Source organism: Streptomyces sp. NPDC053665 (assembly GCF_055585285.1).
In genome coordinates this window covers 92,693-113,943 of the sequence record NZ_JBVJKK010000007.1, presented here as the reverse complement: position 1 = coordinate 113,943, position 21,251 = coordinate 92,693, and the positions used below count along the sequence as shown (strand labels likewise).

The 21,251-nt window shown below is 73.5% G+C and carries 14 protein-coding genes; 9 read left to right on the top strand and 5 right to left on the bottom strand.

Annotated elements, in window-relative coordinates; translation table 11 throughout:
• Window positions 1-260: 260 nt before the first annotated feature.
• From ACZ6ZN_RS26290 to ACZ6ZN_RS26280, 3 genes are all read left to right on the top strand, one after another.
• Complete coding sequence (locus ACZ6ZN_RS26290; RefSeq protein ID WP_469649986.1) at window positions 261-1,295, top strand: SMI1/KNR4 family protein; 1,035 nt, start codon at window positions 261-263, stop codon at window positions 1,293-1,295.
• A gap of 7 nt (window positions 1,296-1,302) precedes the next feature.
• On the top strand, window positions 1,303-4,290 hold the full coding sequence (locus tag ACZ6ZN_RS26285; protein ID WP_469649983.1) for an SUKH-4 family immunity protein: 2,988 nt from the start codon (window positions 1,303-1,305) through the stop codon (window positions 4,288-4,290).
• Window positions 4,291-4,547: 257 nt separating this feature from the next.
• Entirely contained in the window at window positions 4,548-5,417 is an 870-nt protein-coding gene (locus tag ACZ6ZN_RS26280; RefSeq protein WP_469649981.1) for a cellulose-binding protein, read from the top strand.
• A gap of 75 nt (window positions 5,418-5,492) precedes the next feature.
• Here ACZ6ZN_RS26280 and ACZ6ZN_RS26275 read toward each other — a convergent pair whose 3' ends face one another.
• From ACZ6ZN_RS26275 to ACZ6ZN_RS26260, 4 genes are all read right to left on the bottom strand, one after another.
• Window positions 5,493-7,106, bottom strand: coding sequence for a sodium/solute symporter (locus ACZ6ZN_RS26275; RefSeq protein ID WP_469649978.1), 1,614 nt, complete (start codon window positions 7,104-7,106; stop codon window positions 5,493-5,495).
• The gene (locus ACZ6ZN_RS26270; protein WP_469649976.1) at window positions 7,103-7,537 is read right to left on the bottom strand and encodes a DUF485 domain-containing protein; all 435 of its coding nucleotides are present in this window, start codon (window positions 7,535-7,537) and stop codon (window positions 7,103-7,105) included. Before ACZ6ZN_RS26270 ends, ACZ6ZN_RS26275 begins: the two co-directional genes overlap by 4 nt.
• Before the next feature lie 157 nt (window positions 7,538-7,694).
• On the bottom strand, window positions 7,695-8,219 hold the full coding sequence (locus tag ACZ6ZN_RS26265; protein WP_469649972.1) for a GNAT family N-acetyltransferase: 525 nt from the start codon (window positions 8,217-8,219) through the stop codon (window positions 7,695-7,697).
• A 20-nt stretch (window positions 8,220-8,239) separates the two neighbouring features.
• Complete coding sequence (locus tag ACZ6ZN_RS26260; protein ID WP_469649970.1) at window positions 8,240-9,733, bottom strand: MFS transporter; 1,494 nt, start codon at window positions 9,731-9,733, stop codon at window positions 8,240-8,242.
• A gap of 441 nt (window positions 9,734-10,174) precedes the next feature.
• On the opposite strand from ACZ6ZN_RS26260, the gene ACZ6ZN_RS26255 reads away from it, so the two are divergent.
• The 3 genes from ACZ6ZN_RS26255 to mfd all read left to right on the top strand — a co-directional run bounded on the left by ACZ6ZN_RS26255 (window position 10,175) and on the right by mfd (window position 17,356).
• Window positions 10,175-10,963 (top strand): ABC transporter ATP-binding protein, encoded by a 789-nt coding sequence (locus ACZ6ZN_RS26255; RefSeq protein WP_398111105.1) that lies wholly within the window; start codon window positions 10,175-10,177, stop codon window positions 10,961-10,963.
• Window positions 10,960-13,539 (top strand): ABC transporter permease, encoded by a 2,580-nt coding sequence (locus ACZ6ZN_RS26250; protein ID WP_469649967.1) that lies wholly within the window; start codon window positions 10,960-10,962, stop codon window positions 13,537-13,539. Before ACZ6ZN_RS26255 ends, ACZ6ZN_RS26250 begins: the two co-directional genes overlap by 4 nt.
• Before the next feature lie 268 nt (window positions 13,540-13,807).
• Window positions 13,808-17,356 (top strand): transcription-repair coupling factor, encoded by a 3,549-nt coding sequence (gene mfd / locus ACZ6ZN_RS26245; protein ID WP_469649964.1) that lies wholly within the window; start codon window positions 13,808-13,810, stop codon window positions 17,354-17,356.
• A gap of 353 nt (window positions 17,357-17,709) precedes the next feature.
• On the opposite strand, the gene ACZ6ZN_RS26240 is transcribed toward mfd, so the two are convergent.
• A complete protein-coding gene (locus ACZ6ZN_RS26240; protein WP_469649962.1) occupies window positions 17,710-18,312 on the bottom strand; it encodes a TetR/AcrR family transcriptional regulator in 603 nt (200 codons plus the stop codon).
• Window positions 18,313-18,537: 225 nt separating this feature from the next.
• On the opposite strand from ACZ6ZN_RS26240, the gene ACZ6ZN_RS26235 reads away from it, so the two are divergent.
• The 3 genes from ACZ6ZN_RS26235 to ACZ6ZN_RS26225 all read left to right on the top strand — a co-directional run bounded on the left by ACZ6ZN_RS26235 (window position 18,538) and on the right by ACZ6ZN_RS26225 (window position 21,236).
• Window positions 18,538-19,374, top strand: a complete 837-nt coding sequence (locus tag ACZ6ZN_RS26235) for an SCO6745 family protein (protein WP_469650496.1) — start codon at window positions 18,538-18,540, stop codon at window positions 19,372-19,374.
• 201 nt (window positions 19,375-19,575) lie between these two features.
• The gene (locus ACZ6ZN_RS26230) at window positions 19,576-20,352 is read left to right on the top strand and encodes an HNH endonuclease family protein (RefSeq protein ID WP_451880212.1); all 777 of its coding nucleotides are present in this window, start codon (window positions 19,576-19,578) and stop codon (window positions 20,350-20,352) included.
• 278 nt (window positions 20,353-20,630) lie between these two features.
• Entirely contained in the window at window positions 20,631-21,236 is a 606-nt protein-coding gene (locus tag ACZ6ZN_RS26225) for a hypothetical protein (protein ID WP_451880213.1), read from the top strand.
• The last annotated feature ends 15 nt before the right edge of the window (window positions 21,237-21,251 follow it).

The window sequence follows — 21,251 nt, the reverse complement described above, 5'->3', positions numbered from 1 at the left end:
ACGGCGGGTCACGGGTGCGCCGGGGGGCGGCGACCGGCGCCGGTGACCGGTGTCGTCGTACCGCATAGGCTGTCCGGCACCGCGGTCGAAGCGGTGATCCGTTCGGGGTTCGATGCAGTGAACCGGAGGGTGATCCGTGGCGGCCGGGGACGCAGTGACGTGCAGGAAGTCGCATCAGCAGACGTGACAGTCGATACGGGCCGTAGTGCGCCAAGGGTGGTCAATACGGGTCGTACAGAGTGCCGCAGGGGGCAACCGCCATGACGACAGGTCGGCTCGGGCTGGGGGCGCCTCCCGGCCGCCAGGCCGGGGGACACGCCGCGCCGCCGAACGCGGCCTATGCCGGGCAGGTCGTGCACTTCCCGGATCCGGTGCGGGCGGCCCGTCACCCGAGAGGGGTACGGGTCGACGAGCGTGGTCACCCCGATTTCTCGCCCTACGCGCGCGCGGCCGCGGAGATCGCGGAGCCGCCGGAGGGTTTCGGTGTGGACGAGTTGCGGCTGACGGACTACGTGTCGGCGAACACGGCGCTGGCGGCGTCGGGGCACGAGTTGTGGGACACGGTGCCGGCGGTGGCGACGCCGCACGGCTGGACGTGGCACCACGTGGCGGACACGCGGCGGCTGGAGCTGGTCCCGGTCGAGGTGAAGGCACTGCTGCGGCATCACGGCGGGGTGGCGACGTCGGGCGTGGACCAGGACAAGCGGGGGACGCGGCCGTTGCAGGAGACGCGTCCGGCGCACTTCGGGCTGCCGAAGTCGGGTGTGGCGGTGACCGAGTCGCAGGTGCAGGGTGTCGAGGAGGACCTCGGGTACCGGCTGCCGGGTGCGTACCGGTCGTTCCTGAAGGCGGCGGGCGGTTGCGCGCCGGTGGGCGCGGCGCTGGACGCGGAGCTGGGGCTGCTGGTGGACCAGCCGTTCTTCACGGTGCGCGACGAGGCGGCGGTGAACGACCTGGTGTACGTGAACAAGTGCCTGCGCGACCATCTGACCAAGGACTATCTGGGTGTCTCGTTCGTCCAGGGCGGGCTGCTCGCGGTGAAGGTGAAGGGCGAGCGGATCGGGTCGGTGTGGTTCTGCGCGTACGACGACGCGCGGGACGTGGATCCGTCGCTGCCGCCGGCGGAGCGGGTGGAGCGGCTGCTGCTGCCGTGCGGGGAGGATTTCGACGCCTTCCTGTCGCGGCTGGCGGGCAATCCGCCGGAGTTGGAGACGGTGGCGGACCTGATGGTGGACGGCGGGTTCGCGCGTGTGGTGCCGGTGGACGCGGTGTCGTCCTCGGGCGTGGGGGAGTGACTCGGCGATGGTGACCTTCGCACAGGCGCAGGAGCGCGCCGAGGAGTGGATCAACGGGGACGTGCCGTCGTACCAGCATCGTGAGGTGCGGGTGCGGGAGTTCGACCTCGGGTTCGTGGTGTGGGCGGAGGACCGGGCGGACGGGCCGCGCTCCGACGGGGGCGGGCAGCGGCTGGTGATCGCGCGGGACAGCGGTGAGGCGACGCTGTGGCCCGGGCTGCCGGTGGGTGAGGTGATCCGCCGGTACGAGGAGGAGTACGGCCGTGCGGACGAGGATCCGCAGCCGGCTCCGGCGGCGCCGGCGCGGGTGGATCTGAACCAGACGTCGTTCCTGCTGACTCCGCCGGAGTGGTTGCAGGAGGCGGCGGACCGGATGGGCATTCCGGACCGGCGGGGCGGCGGGTCGTCGTCGGCCGGGGCCGGGGCCGGGGCCGGGGCCGGGGCTGCTTCCGCTGTGGCGGACGCCGCCGCCGTGCCCGGGGGTGCTTCCGGGCCTGGGGGTGATTCCGTGCCGGACGCGGCTGCTGCCGCGGCATCGGGGCCGGCGTCCTCGCCCGCCCCGGCTTCCGCCGCCGGGCCTGCCGCCCGAACGGAGCCGGCCGACGCTCCGCCCGCAGGCGCCACGCCTGCCGCCGGGCACGGGGCGCCCGTCGCGCCCGGGAGCGGTACGGCGTGGCCGGCCGCCGGGGGCAGTGACGTGCAGACCGACCCGGGGCCGTCCGGGACCGTGGGAGCGCCCGACGCGCCGGCCGGGGCGACGCCCTGGGCCGGTACGGACACCAACGCCGACGCGGGCGACGACCGTTCGGTGCCGCTGCCCGCGACGGTGTTCGCGCCGCCGCTGAGCGGGACCGACGATGACGTGCCTCCGCCCCCGTCGGCGGCGCCCGAGGCCCGCACGACCCTGATGTCGGGCGGCAGCCAGCTGCCGCCCACGGCGGTCACGCCGGCGCTCGGCGGCTCGGACGCGCAGGCCGCCCCGGGCGGTCCCGCGGCTCCGGGCACGCCGCAGGGGACGCCGCCCGGTGGGGTGCCGCATGGAACGCCGCCTGCCGGTGTGCCGCACGGAACACCGCCCGGTGGGGTGCCGCAGGGGACGCCTCCCGCGCCCACGTCGGGTGGGGCGCCGTACGGGAACGCGCAGGGGCCGGCCGGGCCCGTGCCCGGGCGGCCGCTCGCGCCGAACGCCGGGGACATCGCCGACGCGGCGACCAGCAAGGCGGCCCCGCCGCCCGGCCGTGGCCGGGGCAACGGCCCCTCGACACCGCCTCCGCCCGGCGCTCCGGGCACCCCGGGCGCGCGGCCGGGCGGCGGCGCCGCGCCGTCGGCCCCCGGGGCTCCCGGAACGCCCGGGGGCGCGTACGTGCCGACGCAGATGGTGTCGGCGCTCGGCCCGCAGGGGCCGGAGACGCCGGCCGGTCCGGCTTCCGGCGCCCCCGGTGGGTCCTCGGGTGCCGGAAGCGCCCAGGCCCCCGGAACGCCGCAGCCCCCGCAGCAGCCGGGCGCCCCCGGCGCCCCGCAGGCGCCCGGCGCCCCTGGGGGCACGCCCCCCGGCGGTGTCCACCACGCGGCGACGATGCTGGCGGACCCGGGCCGGACGGGTCCGGGTGCCCCGCAGCCGCCCGGGCCTCCCGGAGCGATGGGAGCGCCGGGAGCGCAGGGCGGGCCCGGCGGGCCGGGTGCTCCCCAGCCGCCGGGCGCCCCGCACCAGCCCGGAGTTCCGCACCCGCCTGCCGCGCCGGGCGCGCCCGGGGCCGCGGGTCCCGTGCACCACGCGGAGACCGTGCTGGCCGCGCCGCCGGTGGGCGGCCCCGGTGTGCCTCCGCCGCCGCAGGCCCCCGGCATGCCGCCCGCGGCCCCGGGAGCGCCCGGTGCTCCGGGTGTTCCGCCGATGCCGCACGGGGCGATGCCGCCCGGAGCGATGCCGCCCGGCGCGATGCCGCCCGGCGCGATGCCCCCGCCCGGTCAGCCGGTGCCCGGGGCGCCGCAGGGCTACGGGTATCCGCAGCAGCCGGCCGGGCAGCCGACGGTCGGCCCGGGCTACCAGGCCGTGCTGCGCTACCGCGCTCAGGACGGTTCCGAGCAGCAGCTGATCCGGCGCTCGGCGCCGGGCACGCCGCACCCGGAGTGGCAGATCTTCCACGAGCTGCGGGCCATGAACGTGCCCCCGGACCAGGTGCTGGAGCTGCACACGGAGCTGGAGTCGTGCGAGCTGCCGGGTGCCTACTGCGCGCGCATGATCCGCGAGCAGTGGCCGCAGGCGCGGATCACGTCCATCGCGCCCTACGGCACGGACCACGCGAGCCGGCAGCAAGGCATGCAGCAACTGCTGGCGCATCAGGGCGAGTTGCACCAGGTGGCGGACGGCCCCGCGCGTCCGGCGCCGGTGCGTGCTCCGCTGCCGCCCGTGCAGGCCGCGCCGCCGGTTCCGCCGGAGGCCGTCGCCCAGGAGCTGGGAGCGGCCTTCGGGCCGGGGGTGTTCCGGTTCGAGCAGGCCGCGGTGTCCCGGCAGGGCGTGCCGCCGGTCGTGGCGCACACCCTGGTCGTGGCGGGTCTGCCGCTCGACATGGGCCCGTTCTTCTGGGCGCAGGCCCAGCCGGGGCGGCCGGTTCCCACGCTGGCGGAACTGGCGGCCGAGCGCGGGGTGCAGCCGGCCCCGGACGCCGGGTCCTACCTGGTGATGGGCAGTGACTTCGGCAAGGCGATCTGCGTCCAGTACGGCACGGCGAACATCGTCGCGGTGCCGGTGGAGGCGGGGCCGGGCGGTGCGCCCGTACCGCCGCAGTTCGTGAACACCGGGCTGCCGGAGTTCGTGCGGTGCCTGGCGCTGCTGGGGCGGATGTGGCGGCTCCGGTTCGGGCTGAACCAGGAGCAGGCGGGCCGCTGGACCGTCGATTTCCAGGCCCAGTTGGCCGCGCTCGACCCGGCGGCGCTGGGATCGCCGGAGAGCTGGTGGTCGGTGCTGCTGGAGCAGATGTGGGACGGGCTGCTGTGAGGCGCCGCCGGCGCTGAGGCGCGAGGAGGGGAGCCGGGTCCGGTCGCGGGGTGCGACCGGACCCGGCTCTTTCGCGTGCGCGCCGGGGCGGACCGTGCCCGGATGTCCTGCCGTCGGCGGTCCCGTGACCTCGACGCGGAGTGTCACGTTATGCACCTTTCTCGCCTATCCATCAAGATGTGCGCGAAATAGGCATATTCCGCGTCGGGCGTCGCGTCCGTGTGGTGGAGAGGGGTCCCAGGATGAGGAGCGCACCGGTGTCACCGCACGGTTTCAGCGCCGTGCGGGGGCGCGGCTACCGTCCCGAGCAGGCCGACGCCTACGTCGAGGCCCTCTGCGCCGACCGTGACGCGTCCTGGGAGCGGGCCGCCCGGCTGACGGTGCTCGCCCGGCGGCTGGACGGGGAACTGGCCCGGCTGCGGCACGCCGCGGCGCGGCTGGTCCCGCAGTCCTACGAGTCGCTCGGCGAACGGGCGCGGCGGCTCTTCGCCCTCGGGCAGGAGGAGGCCGCCGCCGTGCGTGAGGGGGCGCGGCGAGAGGCGCGTCAACGGCTCGAGCGGGCGCGGGAGTCGGCGGCCGGCGTGCGGGGTGAGGCACAGGCGTACGCCGACGCGGTGCGCGCCGAGGCCGACGAGCGGGCCCGGCACCGGCTGCTCGCGGCCCGTGCGGAGGCCGACGAGATCGTGGGCGCGGCGCGGCGGGAGGCGGAGGAGCAGCGGGGTGAGGCGCTGGCCGCGCTGCGGGAGATGCGGCAGCGCACCGCCGGGATGCTGGCCGAGCAGGACAAGGAACGCGCCGAGCGGTGGACCGAGGTGGAGCGGGCGGAGGACGGCCGCGGAGCGGGGCCGGGCGTGGACGGCCCGGACGCGGTGGCGCGTGCCGAGAGCGCGCTGTCGGCGGCGAAGCGGGCCTTCGCCGAGGCGGAGGACGAGGCCCGGCTGCTGGAAGAGGAGGCGCGCGCGTGTGCCGCCGAGGCGGTGGAACGGGCCGGGGAGCGGGCCGGGGCCGTGGAGGAGGAGACGGAGCGGGTGCTGCGCGAGCATGCCGAACAGGGGGACGCCGTCCGCGCGCACATCGACCGTGTCCACGCCCGTCTGACGGCGTGGGCGGGCCAGACGGCCCGGTGACGGCGGAGCTCCGGCCGGCGGGGAGCCCTCGGGGATGCGGCACGGCAGTCCGTGGGGGCTGCCGTGCCGCACCGGTCAGTCGTCCTTGCGTCCCGCGCCCGCCAGGATCAGGCCCTCGACCGCTTCGTACCGGTGGCGCTGCTCCTCCGAGTTGCGGTGGCCGGAGGCCAGCGTGCCGAGCCAGCCGCAGGCGAAGCCCAGCGGGATGGAGAGCAGCCCCGTGGTGGTGAACGGGAACCAGTTGAAGTCGGCCTCGGGGAAGGCCGACACGGGTGAGCCGGAGACCAGGTTGGTGCCCGGCATCAGCAGCAGCACCGCCAGTGAGCCGCCGATGAGGGTGCTCAGCAGGCCCGTTCGCGTGAAGCGCCGCCAGAACAGGCTGTAGACCAGCGCGGGCGCGATGGCCGAGGCGCCCAGGCAGAACGACAGGGTCACCAGCGGCTGGAGGCTGCGGTGCTGGACCTGGGTGGCCAGGGCGATCGCGGGAATGCCCACGGCCAGGGCGGACAGCCGGGCCAGGGTCATCTCGCGGCGCGGCGACATCTCCTGCACACGGGCCGCGAACACGTCGTGCGCCAGGGAGTTGGCGCAGGCCAGGATCATGCCGGCGACGGAGGCGAGCAGCGTCAGGAAGACGGCGGTGGTGACGGTCGTGAACAGGAAGGTCTCCGCGGAGGACACCTCCGCGCCGAACGCGGCCTGCGCGCCCAGCAGGAACGCCGTGTTGCCCTGCGGGTCGACCTTCGCGATCACCGCCCGTCCGACCAGGGCGGTCGCGCCGAAGCCGATCACGGTGATGACGAGCACGAACAGCGCCACCCCGGACACCGCCCAGGACATCGAACGGCGTACCTGCCGTGCGCTGGAGGCGGTGTACATGCGCATGGTGACGTGCGGCAGGACGCCGCCGCCCAGCACCACGGTGAGCTGCGCGGTGATCATGTCGAGGTCGGGGTGGGGGCCGCCGGCGAACTGCAGGCCGGAGGTGAGGAACGCCGAGCCCACGCCGCTGCCCGCGGCGGCGGCGCCGAACAGCGCCCCGGGGTCCCAGTCGAAGCGATCGAGGATCAGCACGGCGACGACCATGCCGGAGCCGAGCAGCAGTACGATCTTCAAGATCTGGATGAGGGCGGTGCCCTTCATGCCGCCGATCGCCGCGTAGCTGATCATCAGGGCGCCGACGCCGATGATGCAGCCGGTCTGCAGTGATTCGCCGGAGAAGCCGAGGATGAACGCCATCAGCTGCCCGGTGCCGGCGAGTTGGACCAGCATCAGCGGCAGCAGGGCCGCCAGGGTCACCGCGCAGGCCGCGATCCGCACAGCGCGTCCGGGCATCCGCCGGGTCAGCGCGTCGCCCATGGTGAACCGGCCCGCGTTGCGCAGCGGTTCGGCCAGCAGGAACATCAGCAGCATCAGCGACAGGGCCGTGCTGAGGGCCAGTACGGTCCCGTCGTAGCCGAACAGGGCGATGACGCCGCCGGTGCCGAGGACGGTCGCGGCGGAGATGTAGTCGCCGGCGATCGCCAGGCCGTTGCGCATGGGGGACAGGGAGCTGTAGCCGGTGTAGAACTCGTCGAGGTCGTCCCGGTCCGGGCCGGTCATCACGCACAGCAGCAGGGTGATCGTGGCGACGGCGGAGAAGCCGACCAGGGACATGGCCTGGGCGTTGCCGCTGAAGTCGGTGGTCACAGCGCGCCCTCCCGCTTGGCGTCGAGCGCGGTCTGCCTGCGGATCCGGTCCGCGATCGGGTCGACGCGAGCCCGGGCGGTCCGCTCGTACAGGGCGATGGCCAGCCAGGTCACGGGCACCTGCACGAGTGCCAGGAGCAGGCCGGTGGGCAGGCCGTCGGTGACGGTGCCCGTCATGAACGACGGGGCGAACGCCGACAGGAGCAGGAACAGCACGAAGTAGCCCAGGGCGGTCAGTGTGGCCACGCGCCGCTGCCAGCGGTAGGCGCTGCGCAGGAGCCTCAGGTCGCTGTGCTGCCCGAGCGGGGCGTGGCGCCGGGTGCGCCGGCCGGCCGGCTCGGGCTCCTGCCGCGGCACCCAGGGGTAGGTGTCGTAGGAGGGGGAGGAGTCGGGCGGTGGGTACGGCGGGTAGGGAGGGGGATCGTAGGACATCCCGGGGCTCCTTGCGAGGGTCGGGTCCGGTGGACGGCAGGGAGGTGGGGGGCGGGCGGCCCCGCACGTTACTGCGGAGTACCGGGGCAGCGCGAGGGTTTGGACAAACTGATTGGTCGGTACGCGCTTGCCTTCGTGACCTCGGGTGTTACCCGCGTTAACCCGCTCTTGCGGGCATCGGCGGCGCCGCCGCGCCCAAGTCCCGCCGCTCGTAGCGGAGTCCGGGCCCGCCGTCGACCGGCGCGTTCCCCGCGCGCAGGAACCCGTTGCGCTCCAGGACCGTCCGGGAACCGGCGTTGTCCCACCTCGTCAGCGCCGTGAGGGTGCGGAGCCCGTATGCGGTGGCGGCCAGCCGGCACACCTGGGCGACCGCCGCTGTCGCCACCCCGCGGCCCGCCGCCCGCTCGCCCACGCGGTAGCCGAGTTCGGCGCCGCCGTCCGCCAGGTCCACCAGGTTCACGCGCCCGACGACGTCCCCCCGCTCCGCGAGGACGACGTGGAAGCGGCAGACGCCGGCGTGCTGCTCGGCGAGGAGCGCCCGGTGCCGTGCGGCGAAGCCCTCGGGGGTGAAGTAGGCGTCGCCGCGGTCCGGGACCGTGCGGGCGAAGTACGCCCGGTTCTCCCGCTCGAAGGCCAGCAGCGCGTCCGCGTGATCCGCCCGCAGCGGTTCCAGGGTCACCATGGCGGTGAGCGTAGGGAGGGTCAGTCCCCCAGCACCGGGAATTTCCGGGGCGCCAGGAGCAGCAGCACCAGGAACGCCAGCGCCGCGGCCCCCGCCGCGCCCAGGTAGACGGCGTGCACCGCGTCGGCGATGGCCCGCCGGGTCGCCTCGGGTGCCGTGCCCGAGTCCAGTGCCCGGGTCACCGAGTCGAGGTCGCCCGAGCCGCCGAGGCGGGCGGCCAGCACCCCGTTGGCCACCGCCCCGAAGACCGCCGCGCCGATCGTCTGGCCCGTCTGACGGCAGAACAGCACCGAGGCGGTCGTCGTGCCGCGCTCGGCCCAGCCCACCGTCGACTGCACCCCGACGATGAGCGGCAGCTGGAACAGGCCCAGCGCCGCCCCGAGCAGCAGCATCAGCACGGTGGGCTGCCACGCGTGCCCGGGGTAGGGCAGGAACGGGAACGCGAACAGGATCAGGGCGGCGGTGCCGATGCCCAGCATCGCGGTGTTGCGGAAACCGATCCGCCGGTACACGTGCTGGCTCAGCGCGGCCGACACCGGCCAGCTCAGCGTCCACACGGACAGCACGAACCCGGCCGCGACGGGCGCCAGGCCCAGCACCGACTGGGCGTAGGTGGGCAGGAACACCGTCGGTGCGACCATCAGCAGGCCCAGCGCCCCCAGGGCCAGATTGACCGCGGCGATCGTCCGCCGCCGCCACACCCACCCCGGGATGATCGGATCCGCGGCCCGGCGCTCCACCCGCACCACGACGGCGGCCAGGGCGAGCCCCGCGCCGAACAGGCCGAGCGAGGGCGCCGACAGCCACGGCCAGGCCACCCCGCCCTGCACCAGGGCCGTCAGCAGCACGCCGCCGCAGGCGAACACCGCCAGCGCGCCCGCCCAGTCCACCCGCGCGCGGGCACCGGCCTCCCGCTCCGGCTCGTGCAGGTGACGCACGATCAGCCACAGCGCGACCGCGCCGACCGGCAGGTTGACCAGGAAGATCCACCGCCAGTCCGCGTACGCGGCGAGCACCCCGCCGAGGCCCGGGCCGGCGACCGCGGACACTGCCCACACCGTCGACAGCTTCGACTGGATCTTCGGACGGTCCTTCAGCGGGTACAGGTCGGCCGCCAGGGTCTGCACGGTCCCCTGGAGCGCGCCGCCGCCCAGGCCCTGCACGACGCGGAAGGCGATGAGCGCCCCCATGTTCCAGGCCAGCGCGCACAGCAGGGACCCCAGCAGGAACAGCACCGAGCCCGCCACGAGCACGGGCTTGCGGCCGAAGGTGTCGGAGAGCCTGCCGTAGACGGGCAGGGTGACGGTCACCGCCAGCAGATAGCCGGAGAACAGCCAGGAGAAGACGGAGAACCCGCCGAGGTCCCCGACGATCTGCGGGACGGCGGTGGACACCACGGTCGCGTCGAGCGCCGCCAGCGCCATCGACAGCATCAGGGCCGCCACCACGGCCGAGCGCCGCCGGTCCGCCACGGGCGCCGCCGTCTCACGCGCCGCGGAACTCGTGCTCCCCACCCCGGGTCCTCCCCCTCGGTTCTGCCTGCCCCTTGCACCTATCTGCCGCCGGACAGCTTCCCACTTGACCCTGACGTCGCGGGAGGGTGGAGGCTGGATGAGCCGACGGGGGGACCCGACCCTGAGACGGCCTCCACCCCACGGTGGACTGCCCCTAGGGGTACCTCCGTACTACGACCTGGGGAGGGTTCGTACCGGCGGAGGACGAGAGGGGGAGGGGCTCGTCCTTAACCTGGCTTTACGCCGCCGGGGGGCGGTGGGCACACCGGCGGGGGTGGGGTTTTCCTCAGCAAAAGACTGCGCTGGACACCAGGGCGCAGGACCCCTCCCCGACGCGAGACTTGGCACACGTTCGACGGACCGCCCGGTCCGGCGCCGCACCAGCGGCCACCGGCCCGGCGACCGCCTTCACCAACTGCTGACCGATATAGGAGACATACCGTGACTTCGGCTGTGACCATTCCCAGGCACGGGGGTACTGGAGGGCGTACGGCCGTAGCCGCGCGGGCGCGGCAGGTCGTGAAGGCGTACGGGTCCGGTGAGACCCGGGTCGTCGCCCTCGACCACGTCGACGTGGACATCGCACGCGGCCAGTTCACCGCGATCATGGGCCCCTCGGGCTCCGGCAAGTCCACGCTCATGCACTGCCTCGCCGGGCTCGACACCGTCACCGGCGGGCAGATCTACCTCGACGAGACCGAGATCACCGGCCTGAAGGACAAGAAGCTGACGCAGCTGCGCCGGGACCGGATCGGGTTCATCTTCCAGGCGTTCAACCTGCTGCCGACGCTCAACGCCCTCGAGAACATCACGCTGCCCATGGACATCGCGGGCCGCAAGCCCGACAAGCAGTGGCTGACGCGGGTGGTGGAGACCGTCGGCCTGTCCGACCGGCTCAAGCACCGGCCCACCCAGCTCTCCGGCGGCCAGCAGCAGCGTGTCGCCGTGGCGCGGGCCCTCGCCGCCCGGCCCGAGATCATCTTCGGTGACGAGCCGACCGGCAACCTCGACTCGCGCGCCGGCGCCGAGGTCCTGGGCTTCCTGCGCCGCTCGGTCGACGAACTGGGCCAGACCATCGTCATGGTCACCCACGACCCGGTCGCCGCCAGCTACGCGGACCGGGTGCTGTACCTCGCCGACGGACGCATCGTCGACGAGATGCTCAAGCCCACGGCCGAGGCCGTCCTGGACCGCATGAAGGACTTCGACGCCCGGGGGCGCACGTCATGACCGTCATGAAGACCTCGATGCGCAACTTCCTCGCGCACAAGGGGCGCATGGCCCTCTCGGCGATCGCCGTGCTGCTGTCCGTCGCCTTCGTCTGCGGCACGCTCGTCTTCACGGACACCATGTCCACCACGTTCGACAAGCTCTTCGCGGCCACCTCCTCCGACGTCACGGTCAGTGCCAAGGGCGCCTCCGACAGCGGCGAGACCACCGCCGACAACGGCAAGCCCCCGGTCATGCCGGCCTCCGTGCTCGGCGAGGTCCGCAGGGCCGAGGGCGTGAAGTCCGCCGAGGGCACCGTGTTCTCCACCTCGGTGACCGTCGTCGACGCCGACAAGGACAGCCTGTCGCCCACCAGCGGCGGCCCGACCATCGTCGGCAGCTGGAACGCCACCGACGCCCGCACCATGAAGATCACCTCCGGTGCGGCGCCCGAGGGCGGCGACCAGATCATGGTCGACGCCGACACCGCCGACAAGCACGGCCTGAAGCTCGGCGACGAGATCGGCGTGCTCACCGCCGTCGGCAACCACACCGCCGAGATCTCCGGCATCGCCGACTTCACCGTCACCAACCCCGGCGCCGCGATCTTCTACCTCGACACCAAGACCGCCCAGCAGGCCCTGGTCGGCGAGAGCGGCGTCTACACCAACGTCAACGTCACCGCGGCCGCCGGCGTCAGCGACGCGCAGCTGAAGAAGAACGTCACGGCCGAACTCGGCGGCGGCTACCAGGTCAAGACCGCCAAGGAGACCGCCGACGCCAACCAGAAGGACGTCGAGGGCTTCATGAACGTCATGAAGTACGCGATGCTCGGCTTCGCCGGGATCGCCTTCCTCGTCGGCATCTTCCTGATCATCAACACCTTCTCCATGCTGGTCGCCCAGCGCACCCGCGAGATCGGCCTGATGCGGGCCATCGGCTCCTCGCGCAAGCAGGTCAACCGCTCCGTGCTCGCCGAGGCGCTGCTGCTCGGCCTCGTCGGATCGCTGCTCGGCGTCGGCGCGGGCGTCGGCCTCGCCGTCGGCCTGATGAAGCTCATGGGCCAGATGGGCATGGAACTGTCCACCGACGACCTCACCGTGGCCTGGACGACCCCCGCGGTCGGACTCCTCCTCGGCGTGATCGTCACCGTGCTCGCCGCCTACCTGCCCGCCCGCCGCGCCGGCAAGATCTCCCCGATGGCCGCCCTGCGCGACGCGGGAGCCCCCGCCGACGCCAAGGCCGGCTGGATCCGCGGCATCGTCGGCACCGTCCTCACCGGTGCGGGCGCCTTCGGCCTCTACCTGGCCTCGGCCGCCGACAAGGCCACCGACGGCTCGCTGTGGCTCGGCCTCGGCGTGGTGCTGTCGCTCATCGGCTTCGTCGTCATCGGCCCGCTGCTCGCCGGCGCGGTGGTCCGCGTCCTCGGCGCGGTCCTGCTGCGGATGTTCGGCCCCGTCGGCCGCATGGCCGAGCGCAACGCCCTGCGCAACCCGCGCCGCACCGGCGCGACCGGCGCCGCCCTGATGATCGGCCTCGCCCTGGTGGCGTGCCTGTCCGTGGTCGGCTCCTCGATGGTGGCCTCCGCCACCGACCAGCTCGACAAGACCGTCGGCACGGACTTCATCATCCAGTCCGACAGCGGCCAGCTGATCAGCCCGCAGGCGGTCCGGGCCGTCAAGTCCTCCGCGGACCTGGAACGCGTCACCGAGTACAAGTGGACCGAGGCCGACTTCACCACTCCCGACGGCAAGACTCTCAAGGACACCGCGATCACGGCGGCCGACCCGTCCTACGCGACCGACCTGCGCACCGAGACGGTCGCCGGCAAGCTCACCGACGCCTACAAGCCCGACTCGATGTCGGTCCACGAGAAGTTCGCGAAGGACCACCGCATCACCCTGGGCTCCAAGGTGCGGGTGGCCTTCAAGGACGGCAAGACCGCCGATCTGACCGTCCGGGCGATCACCAGCAGTGACGTCGTGATCGACGCCGGCGCGATGTACACGTCCATTTCGACGATGGCCACGTACGTCCCGGCCGACAAGATGCCGCTGGACACCCTGCTGTTCGCCTCGGCGAAGGACGGCAAGCAGGACGCCGCCTACACGTCCCTGAAGGCCGCGCTGCACGACTACCCGCAGTACACCGTGCGCGACCAGACCGACTACAAGGAAGCCCTGAAGGACCAGATCGGCCAGCTGCTCAACATGATCTACGGCCTGCTGGCCCTGGCGATCATCGTCGCCGTCCTGGGCGTGGTGAACACCCTGGCCCTGTCGGTGGTGGAGCGCACCCGGGAGATCGGCCTCATGCGGGCGATCGGCCTCTCCCGCCGCCAGCTGCGCCGCATGATCCGCATGGAGTCGGTCGTCATCGCCCTCTTCGGCGCCCTGCTGGGCCTCGGACTGGGCATGGGCTGGGGCGCCACGGCCCAGCAGCTGCTGGAACTGGAGGGCCTGATGGTCCTCGACATCCCCTGGCCGACGATCATCGGTGTCTTCGTCGGCTCGGCGTTCGTGGGCCTGTTCGCGGCACTGGTCCCGGCGTTCCGGGCGGGACGGATGAACGTGCTGAACGCCATCGCGACGGAGTAGCCACCCGGCACACCGTCATCCCGAGGAACCACCGCACACGGGGGTTGCGGGGGCCCGGCGCCGGGCGGTCCAGGAGTGGACCGCCCGGCGCCGGGTGCTTTCCCCGGCCCGCGGGCCCCCGGGCGACCACGCCGGGCACCCCGCACCCGGGGCGTCGTCCACAGGCCCCGGCGCCGAGCCGCGCAGCGACGTACGCTGGAGACCCCCGGCCCGCAGTGCGTGTCGGGCCCGTCGTGTTGCCCACCCCCCTGGACGGAAAAAGCCCCGAATGAGCCTGCACGGTCTGCTCGACGCCGTCGTCAAGGACGCCGCCCTCGCGGAAGCGATCAGGGCTGCCGCCGACGGCAACCGCATGCACGTCGACCTGGTCGGCCCCCCTGCCGCCCGCCCCTTCACGGTCGCCGCCCTGGCCCGCGAGACGGGCCGCCCGGTCCTCGCGGTCACGGCGACCGGCCGCGAGGCGGAGGACCTGGCAGCCGCCCTGCGCTCCCTGCTGCCCCCCGAGGGCGTCGTGGAGTACCCGTCCTGGGAGACCCTCCCGCACGAACGGCTCAGCCCCCGCAGCGACACCGTCGGCCGCCGCCTGGCCGTGCTGCGCCGCCTGGCCCACCCACGCCCGGACGACCCCGAGACCGGCCCGGTCTCCGTCGTCGTGGCGCCCGTCCGCTCCGTGCTCCAGCCCCAGGTCAAGGGCCTGGGCGACCTGGAGCCGGTGGCCCTGCAGACCGGGCGGAGCGCCGATCTGGGCGAGGTGGTGGAAGCCCTCGCGGCCGCCGCCTACGCGCGCGTGGAGCTCGTGGAGAAGCGCGGCGAGTTCGCCGTGCGCGGCGGCATCCTCGACGTGTTCCCGCCCACCGAGGAACACCCCCTGCGCGTCGAGTTCTGGGGCGACGACATCGAGGAGATCCGCTACTTCAAGGTCGCCGACCAGCGGTCCCTGGAGGTCGCCGAGCACGGTCTGTGGGCCCCGCCCTGCCGTGAGCTGCTGCTGACCGAGGACGTCCGCGCCCGGGCCCGGGCCCTGGCCGAACAGCACCCCGAGCTGGGCGAACTGCTCGGCAAGATCGCCGAGGGCATCGCGGTGGAGGGCATGGAGTCCCTCGCCCCGGTCCTCGTCGACGACATGGAGCTGCTGCTCGACGTGCTGCCCGAGGGCGCCATGGCCGTCGTCTGCGACCCGGAGCGGGTCCGTACGCGCGCCTCGGACCTCGTCGCCACCTCGCAGGAGTTCCTCCAGGCGTCCTGGGCGGCCACCGCGGGCGGCGGCGAGGCACCCATCGACGTCGGCGCGGCGTCCCTGTGGTCCATCGCGGACGTCCGGGAGCGGGCGCGCGAGCTGGACATGATGTGGTGGTCGGTGTCGCCGTTCGCCGCCGACGAGACGTTCGCCGACGGGGCGGGCGACGGGGACACCCTCAAGCTCGGCATGCACGCCCCGGAGACCTACCGCGGCGACACCGCCAAGGCCCTCGCCGACACCAAGGGCTGGCTCGCCGACGGCTGGCGCGCGGTGTTCGTCACCGAGGGCCACGGCCCGGCCGCCCGCACGGTCGAGGTGCTCGGCGGCGAGGGCATCGCCGCCCGTCTGGAAGGGGACCTCGGCGAGATCTCCCCGTCGGTCGTGCACGTGGCGTGCGGGTCGATCGACCACGGCTTCGTCGACCCGGCCCTCGGACTCGCCGTCCTCACCGAGACCGACCTGACCGGGCAGAAGGCCTCCGGCCGCGAGGGCGCCCGGATGCCGGCCCGCCGCCGCAAGACCATCGACCCGCTCACCCTGGAGCCGGGCGACTACATCGTCCACGAGCAGCACGGCGTCGGCCGCTACATCGAGATGGTGCAGCGCACCGTGCAGGGCGCCACCCGCGAGTACCTGGTCGTGGAGTACGCCCCCGCCAAGCGCGGCCAGCCCGGCGACCGGCTGTACATCCCCACCGACCAGCTGGAGCAGATCACCAAGTACGTCGGCGGCGAGGCGCCCACCCTGCACCGCCTGGGCGGCGCCGACTGGACGAAGACGAAGGCCCGCGCGAAGAAGGCGGTCAAGGAGATCGCCGCCGACCTCATCAAGCTCTACAGCGCGCGCATGGCCGCCCCCGGGCACGCCTTCGGGCCGGACACCCCCTGGCAGCGCGAGCTGGAGGACGCCTTCCCCTACGCGGAGACGCCCGACCAGCTCACCACCATCGCCGAGGTCAAGGAGGACATGGAGAAGTCCATCCCCATGGACCGCCTGATCTGCGGCGACGTCGGCTACGGCAAGACCGAGATCGCGGTCCGGGCCGCCTTCAAGGCCGTCCAGGACGGCAAGCAGGTCGCCGTGCTGGTGCCCACGACGCTGCTGGTGCAGCAGCACTTCGGCACGTTCAGCGAGCGGTACGCGCAGTTCCCGGTGAACGTGAGGGCACTGTCCCGCTTCCAGACCGACACCGAGGCCAAGGCCGTCCTGGAGGGCCTGCGCGAGGGCTCGGTGGACATCGTCATCGGCACGCACCGGCTGTTCTCGTCCGAGACCAAGTTCAAGGACCTGGGCCTGGTCATCGTCGACGAGGAGCAGCGCTTCGGCGTCGAGCACAAGGAGCAGCTGAAGAAGCTCCGCGCGAACGTCGACGTGCTGACGATGTCCGCGACCCCGATCCCGAGGACGCTGGAGATGGCGGTCACCGGCATCCGCGAGATGTCGACGATCACCACCCCGCCGGAGGAGCGCCACCCGGTGCTCACCTTCGTCGGCCCCTACGAGGAGCGGCAGATCGGCGCGGCCGTCCGCCGCGAGCTGCTGCGCGAGGGCCAGGTCTTCTACATCCACAACCGGGTCGAGTCCATCGACCGGGCCGCCGCCCGGCTGCGCGAGATCGTCCCCGAGGCGCGCATCGCGACGGCCCACGGCCAGATGTCGGAGCAGGCGCTGGAGCAGGTGGTCGTCGACTTCTGGGAGAAGAAGTTCGACGTCCTCGTCTCCACCACGATCGTCGAGTCCGGCATCGACATCTCCAACGCCAACACCCTGATCGTGGAGCGCGGCGACAACTTCGGCCTCAGCCAGCTCCACCAGCTGCGCGGCCGGGTGGGCCGGGGCCGCGAGCGCGGCTACGCCTACTTCCTCTACCCGCCGGAGAAGCCGCTGACCGAGACGGCCCACGAGCGGCTGGCGACCATCGCCCAGCACACGGAGATGGGTGCCGGCATGTACGTCGCCATGAAGGACCTGGAGATCCGCGGCGCGGGCAACCTCCTCGGCGGCGAACAGTCCGGCCACATCGCGGGCGTCGGCTTCGACCTGTACGTGCGGATGGTCGGCGAGGCCGTCGCGGACTACCGGCGCCAGCTGGAGAGCGGCGAGATCGAGGAGGAGCCGCCGCTCGAGGTCAAGATCGAACTGCCCGTCGACGCGCACGTCCCGCACGACTACGCCCCCGGCGAGCGCCTGCGCCTCCAGGCGTACCGCGCCATCGCCTCCGCCAACTCGGAGGAGGACATCAAGGCGGTCCGCGAGGAACTCGTCGACCGCTACGGCAAGCTGCCCGAGCCGGTGGAGAACCTGCTGCTCGTGGCCGGGCTGCGCATGTTCGCGCGGGCGTGCGGCGTGGGCGAGATCGTGCTCCAGGGCACCAACGTGCGTTTCGCGCCGGTGGAGCTGCGCGAGTCGCAGGAGCTGCGGCTCAAGCGGCTCTACCCCGGATCCGTCATCAAGCCGGCGGCCCACCAGGTCCTGGTACCGCGGCCGAAGACGGCCAAGGTGGGGGGCAAGCCGTTGCTGGGGCGCGAACTCCTGGCGTGGGTGGGCGAGTTCCTGACGTCGGTCCTGGGGTCCTGAGGGGGCGGGTGCCCTGGGGGTTCCTGACGCCGGTGGCGGCCCGGGGAGTTGCGGGCCGCCGCTGCGCGGGGCGGTGGGGCCGGGGGGGGGGCTGGCCTGTGGGTGCCGTGCCGTGCCGTGCCGTGTCGTGGCCCGGGGCCACTCGCCGTGGGATTCCTGGCTCGTGGGTGTCGTGGCCCGGGGCCCACTGGCCGTGAGTTTCCTGGCCCGTGGGTGCCCCCCACCTCGTGGGCACCTGTGGTCCGTAGGCGTCCTGGTCCGTGGGCATCCTGGCCCGTGGACGACCTGGCCCGTGGGCATCCTGGCGAGACCGCGACGATGTGACAGCCGCCGCCGGGATCGCCGGCCGATCCTCAGTCCGCGTCGCGGAACAGCATCACCGCCAGTTCCCGGAACACCTCCTCCGGATCCCGGTCGCCCACGGGACCGTCCAGGTTGTGGCCGAGCAGCAGCGTCGCGAAACCGTGGGCCAGGGACCAGGCGGCGACCCCGGCGAGCCGGGCATCGCCACCGCGGCTGTGCGGCGGCACGGCCGTGACGGCCTCGCGCAGGGCGTCACCGGCCAGGGCGCGCGCGGTGGTCAGCTCCAGATCCCCGGCCCGCAGCAGCCCGGGCGCGAACATCACCTGGAAGTGCGCCGGATGCTCACGCGCGAACCGTACGTACCGCACGCCCGCCTCCTTCAGGTCCGCCGCCTCCCGGAGCGCGTCGGCGAGCAGCCCGAACCCCTCGGCGGCGATCGCGGTCAGCAGCCCGGCGCGGTCCTTGAAGTGGTGGGCGGGGGCGGCGTGCGAGACGCCGGCGCGACGGGCGAGGTCGCGCAGGCTCAGCGCGTCCGGGCCGTCGGCCGCGATGACGTCGAGGGCGGCGCCCAGGATGGCCCGGCGCAGATCGCCGTGGTGATACCGGCGACCGGCCGCGCCCCTGCCGTCCGCTGCTGCCTTGCTGGTGCTCATGGGCAGGAGCCTACGCCGAATCTAGTCATTGACAAGTTCGCGGGGTCTCGGGCAATCTTGCCAGTGTCAAGTTGTGCGGGTCGTGCGGCGCCGACGGCGGCGTGCGGTCCCGCGCCTCGGGCAGGACGTGACGGGAGGCAGGCCGTGTCGGAACATCTCAAGGCGATCGGTGGAACCGGTGCGGACGTGCGGGAGGACGGCGTGGAGCCGGCCCGCGTGCGTCGGATGTGGCACCTGCTGGAACCGCTGCACGCGGTGCTGTACTACGCGCCGGAGGCCTTCGAGGAGGCCGCCGCCCTCGGGTTCGCGACGCAGGAGCGCTGGCCGAGCTATTTCCCCTACCGGGCGGCCCCGCTGGGCCAGGCCGGCCCCGAGCAGGTGGCCTCCGCCTTCTACAGCTTCAGTCCGCGCATGGTCGCCGAGTACATGGAACCGGCGTGGCGGACGGCGAGCCCGGCAGCGGTGCTCGACGCCAGAGTGCGGGCGGTCGACCGTGCCTACCGCGCGATTCTCGGCGACCGCCTGGACGCCCCCGAGCTCGCGGAGGCGGCGGCCCTCGTCCGGCAGGCTGCACAGTCCGTGCAGACCGCCGGCCGCCCGCTCGCCGCGGCCAACGCCGCACTCGACTGGCCCGAGCCCCCGCACCTTCAGCTGTGGCACGCGGCGACGATCCTGCGCGAGCACCGCGGCGACGGCCACCTCGCGGCCCTGCTGCTGGCCGGACTGGACCCGGTGGAGTCGCTCGTCTCGTTCGCCGCCATAGGCGCAGCGTCGGTGGAGCGCTTCGAGAGCCGCGGCTGGAGTCCCGAGCAATGGGCGGACGCGCGGGACCGCCTGACGGCGAGAGGACTGGTCGACGCCCACGGCACGGCCACCGACGCCGGCCGGGAGCTGCGCCGCCGGGTGGAGGAGCAGACCGACCAACTCGCCGCCGGGCCCTGGCAGTCACTGGGCGCGCAGCGGACCGATCGCCTCGCCGACCTGCTGGGCGACTTCTGGGTCGCGGTGCTGTCGTCCGGCCTGCTGCCCGCGGAGACCACCCTGGGCATAGGCAAGGTCTGACCGGGCCGGCACCGGCCGCCTGCCGCGCCGGCGCGGACCCGACGGCTCCCCGACTCGGCGACGCGCACGGGCACAAGCCGCCCGACAGGCGCGGTGTACCGCCTGAGGCCCCCTGTGGTCCGCACCTTCCCCTCGCTACCGTTGACCAGGCACGGGCCGCCCGTGCGACGGCGGAACAGGCAAAGCAGGGAGGGGCGCACGGTGAGGCGTCTGAGGGGTGGGGCGGCACTGGCTGTCGCGATGATGGTCACCGGCGCGGTACTGGCCGGCTGTGAAGGGCTCCCCGCACCGGAGGAGGGAAGCGGCGCTTCGGGCTCGGGGGCAGCGGCCGCCGGGAACGGCCGGGCGGTGAACCCGCTGGACAACCCGGACGGCACCGAACCGGGCCTCGCGCCGGTCACGTCCTCCGCGGACAAGGACGAGGCGCGCACCCTGATCGAGAAGGTGCGGACCAAGGGCCGCGGCCCGCGCACCGGTTACGAGCGGGACAAGTTCGGCTACGCCTGGATGGACTCGGCCCCGCGCGAGGTCCCCTTCTCGCACAACGGCTGCGACTCACGCAACGACCTTCTCAAGCGGGACGGCGACAAGCTCCGCTTCCGGTCCGGCTCGGACTGCATCGTCGTCTCGCTGACCCTGCACGACCCGTACACCGGCAAGGTCATCGAGTGGAAGAAGTCCCGGGCCACCGAAGTACAGATCGACCACGTCATGCCGCTGTCGTACGACTGGCAGATGGGCGCCTCGCGCTGGCCGAAGGACAAGCGGGAGGCGATCGCCAACGACCCGCTCAACCTGATCCCGGTGGACGGTCCCACCAACAGCTCCAAGGGGGACTCCGGCCCGGCGTCCTGGCTGCCGCCGGACAAGCGGATCCGCTGCGCCTATGCGGTGCGCTTCGCCCAGGTGTCCCTGAAGTACGACCTGCCCGTGACGGAACCGGACAAGGAGATGATGCTGAAGCAGTGCGGCGGATAGGGCTCAAGTCCCGCGGGGGACGGGCGACATGGGGTGGTTCTCCCGACACGGACGCGGGCACTCCGGGGCCCGGCGCCGCCAACAGCGGCCTCGGGCGGGCCCGGAGGCTCCCCACCCGCCCCGGCCCGCGCTCCTGACACGCGATGTGATCAGCACGACAACGGTTCGGTACAACCCGTGACCGGTGGTCCGTGTCGGGCTATACGCTCGGATCCCCCACCGTGCTCTGTCACTCGCACGTACCCGTCCCATTCGGCCACACCGGACCAGGAGCAGTCATGTACGGCCACGGCGCGGCGCCGCCTCCCCGCAGCGCGGCAACGGTCATCTCCCTGCGCGTGCTGATCGCCGCAGCCGGGGTCCTCACGTGCGGCGTGCTGGCCTGCGTCCCGCTGTTCCGGGCCGCCGTCCTGCGCGGCAAGGTGTACGACTGGATCGCGGCCTGGGTGAGCCTGCCCCTGGCCGTCACCTGCTTCGTGGTGATCGGCTCGCTCCCCGAGGGCGACTACCGCACCGACATAGCGCTCGCCGTGATCATGCTGCTCGGTCTGGGGTCCGCGATCTACTTCCTGGTCGTGGACATCGGCCACCACAACGCGCAGCGCCGGTTCGCCGGCTACCCGCCGTCGCAGGGGCCGACCGTCATCTCCGGGCAGACCCCGTACGGCTACCCGCACCAGGCGACGCCCTACAACCCGGCCGCCACGCCCGTCCCGCAGCAGCAGACCCAGCCGCCGCAGCATCCCGTTCCGCCGGTCCCGCAGCGGCCGGCGCCCGCCCGCATCGACCAGGTGCGTGCCGAACTCGACGAACTGAGCGACTACCTGCGCCGCCAGGAGGGCCGCCCTGACGGCACCCCAGGTGAGCCCGAGGGCAGCAGGTGAGTGCCGAGGCCGGAC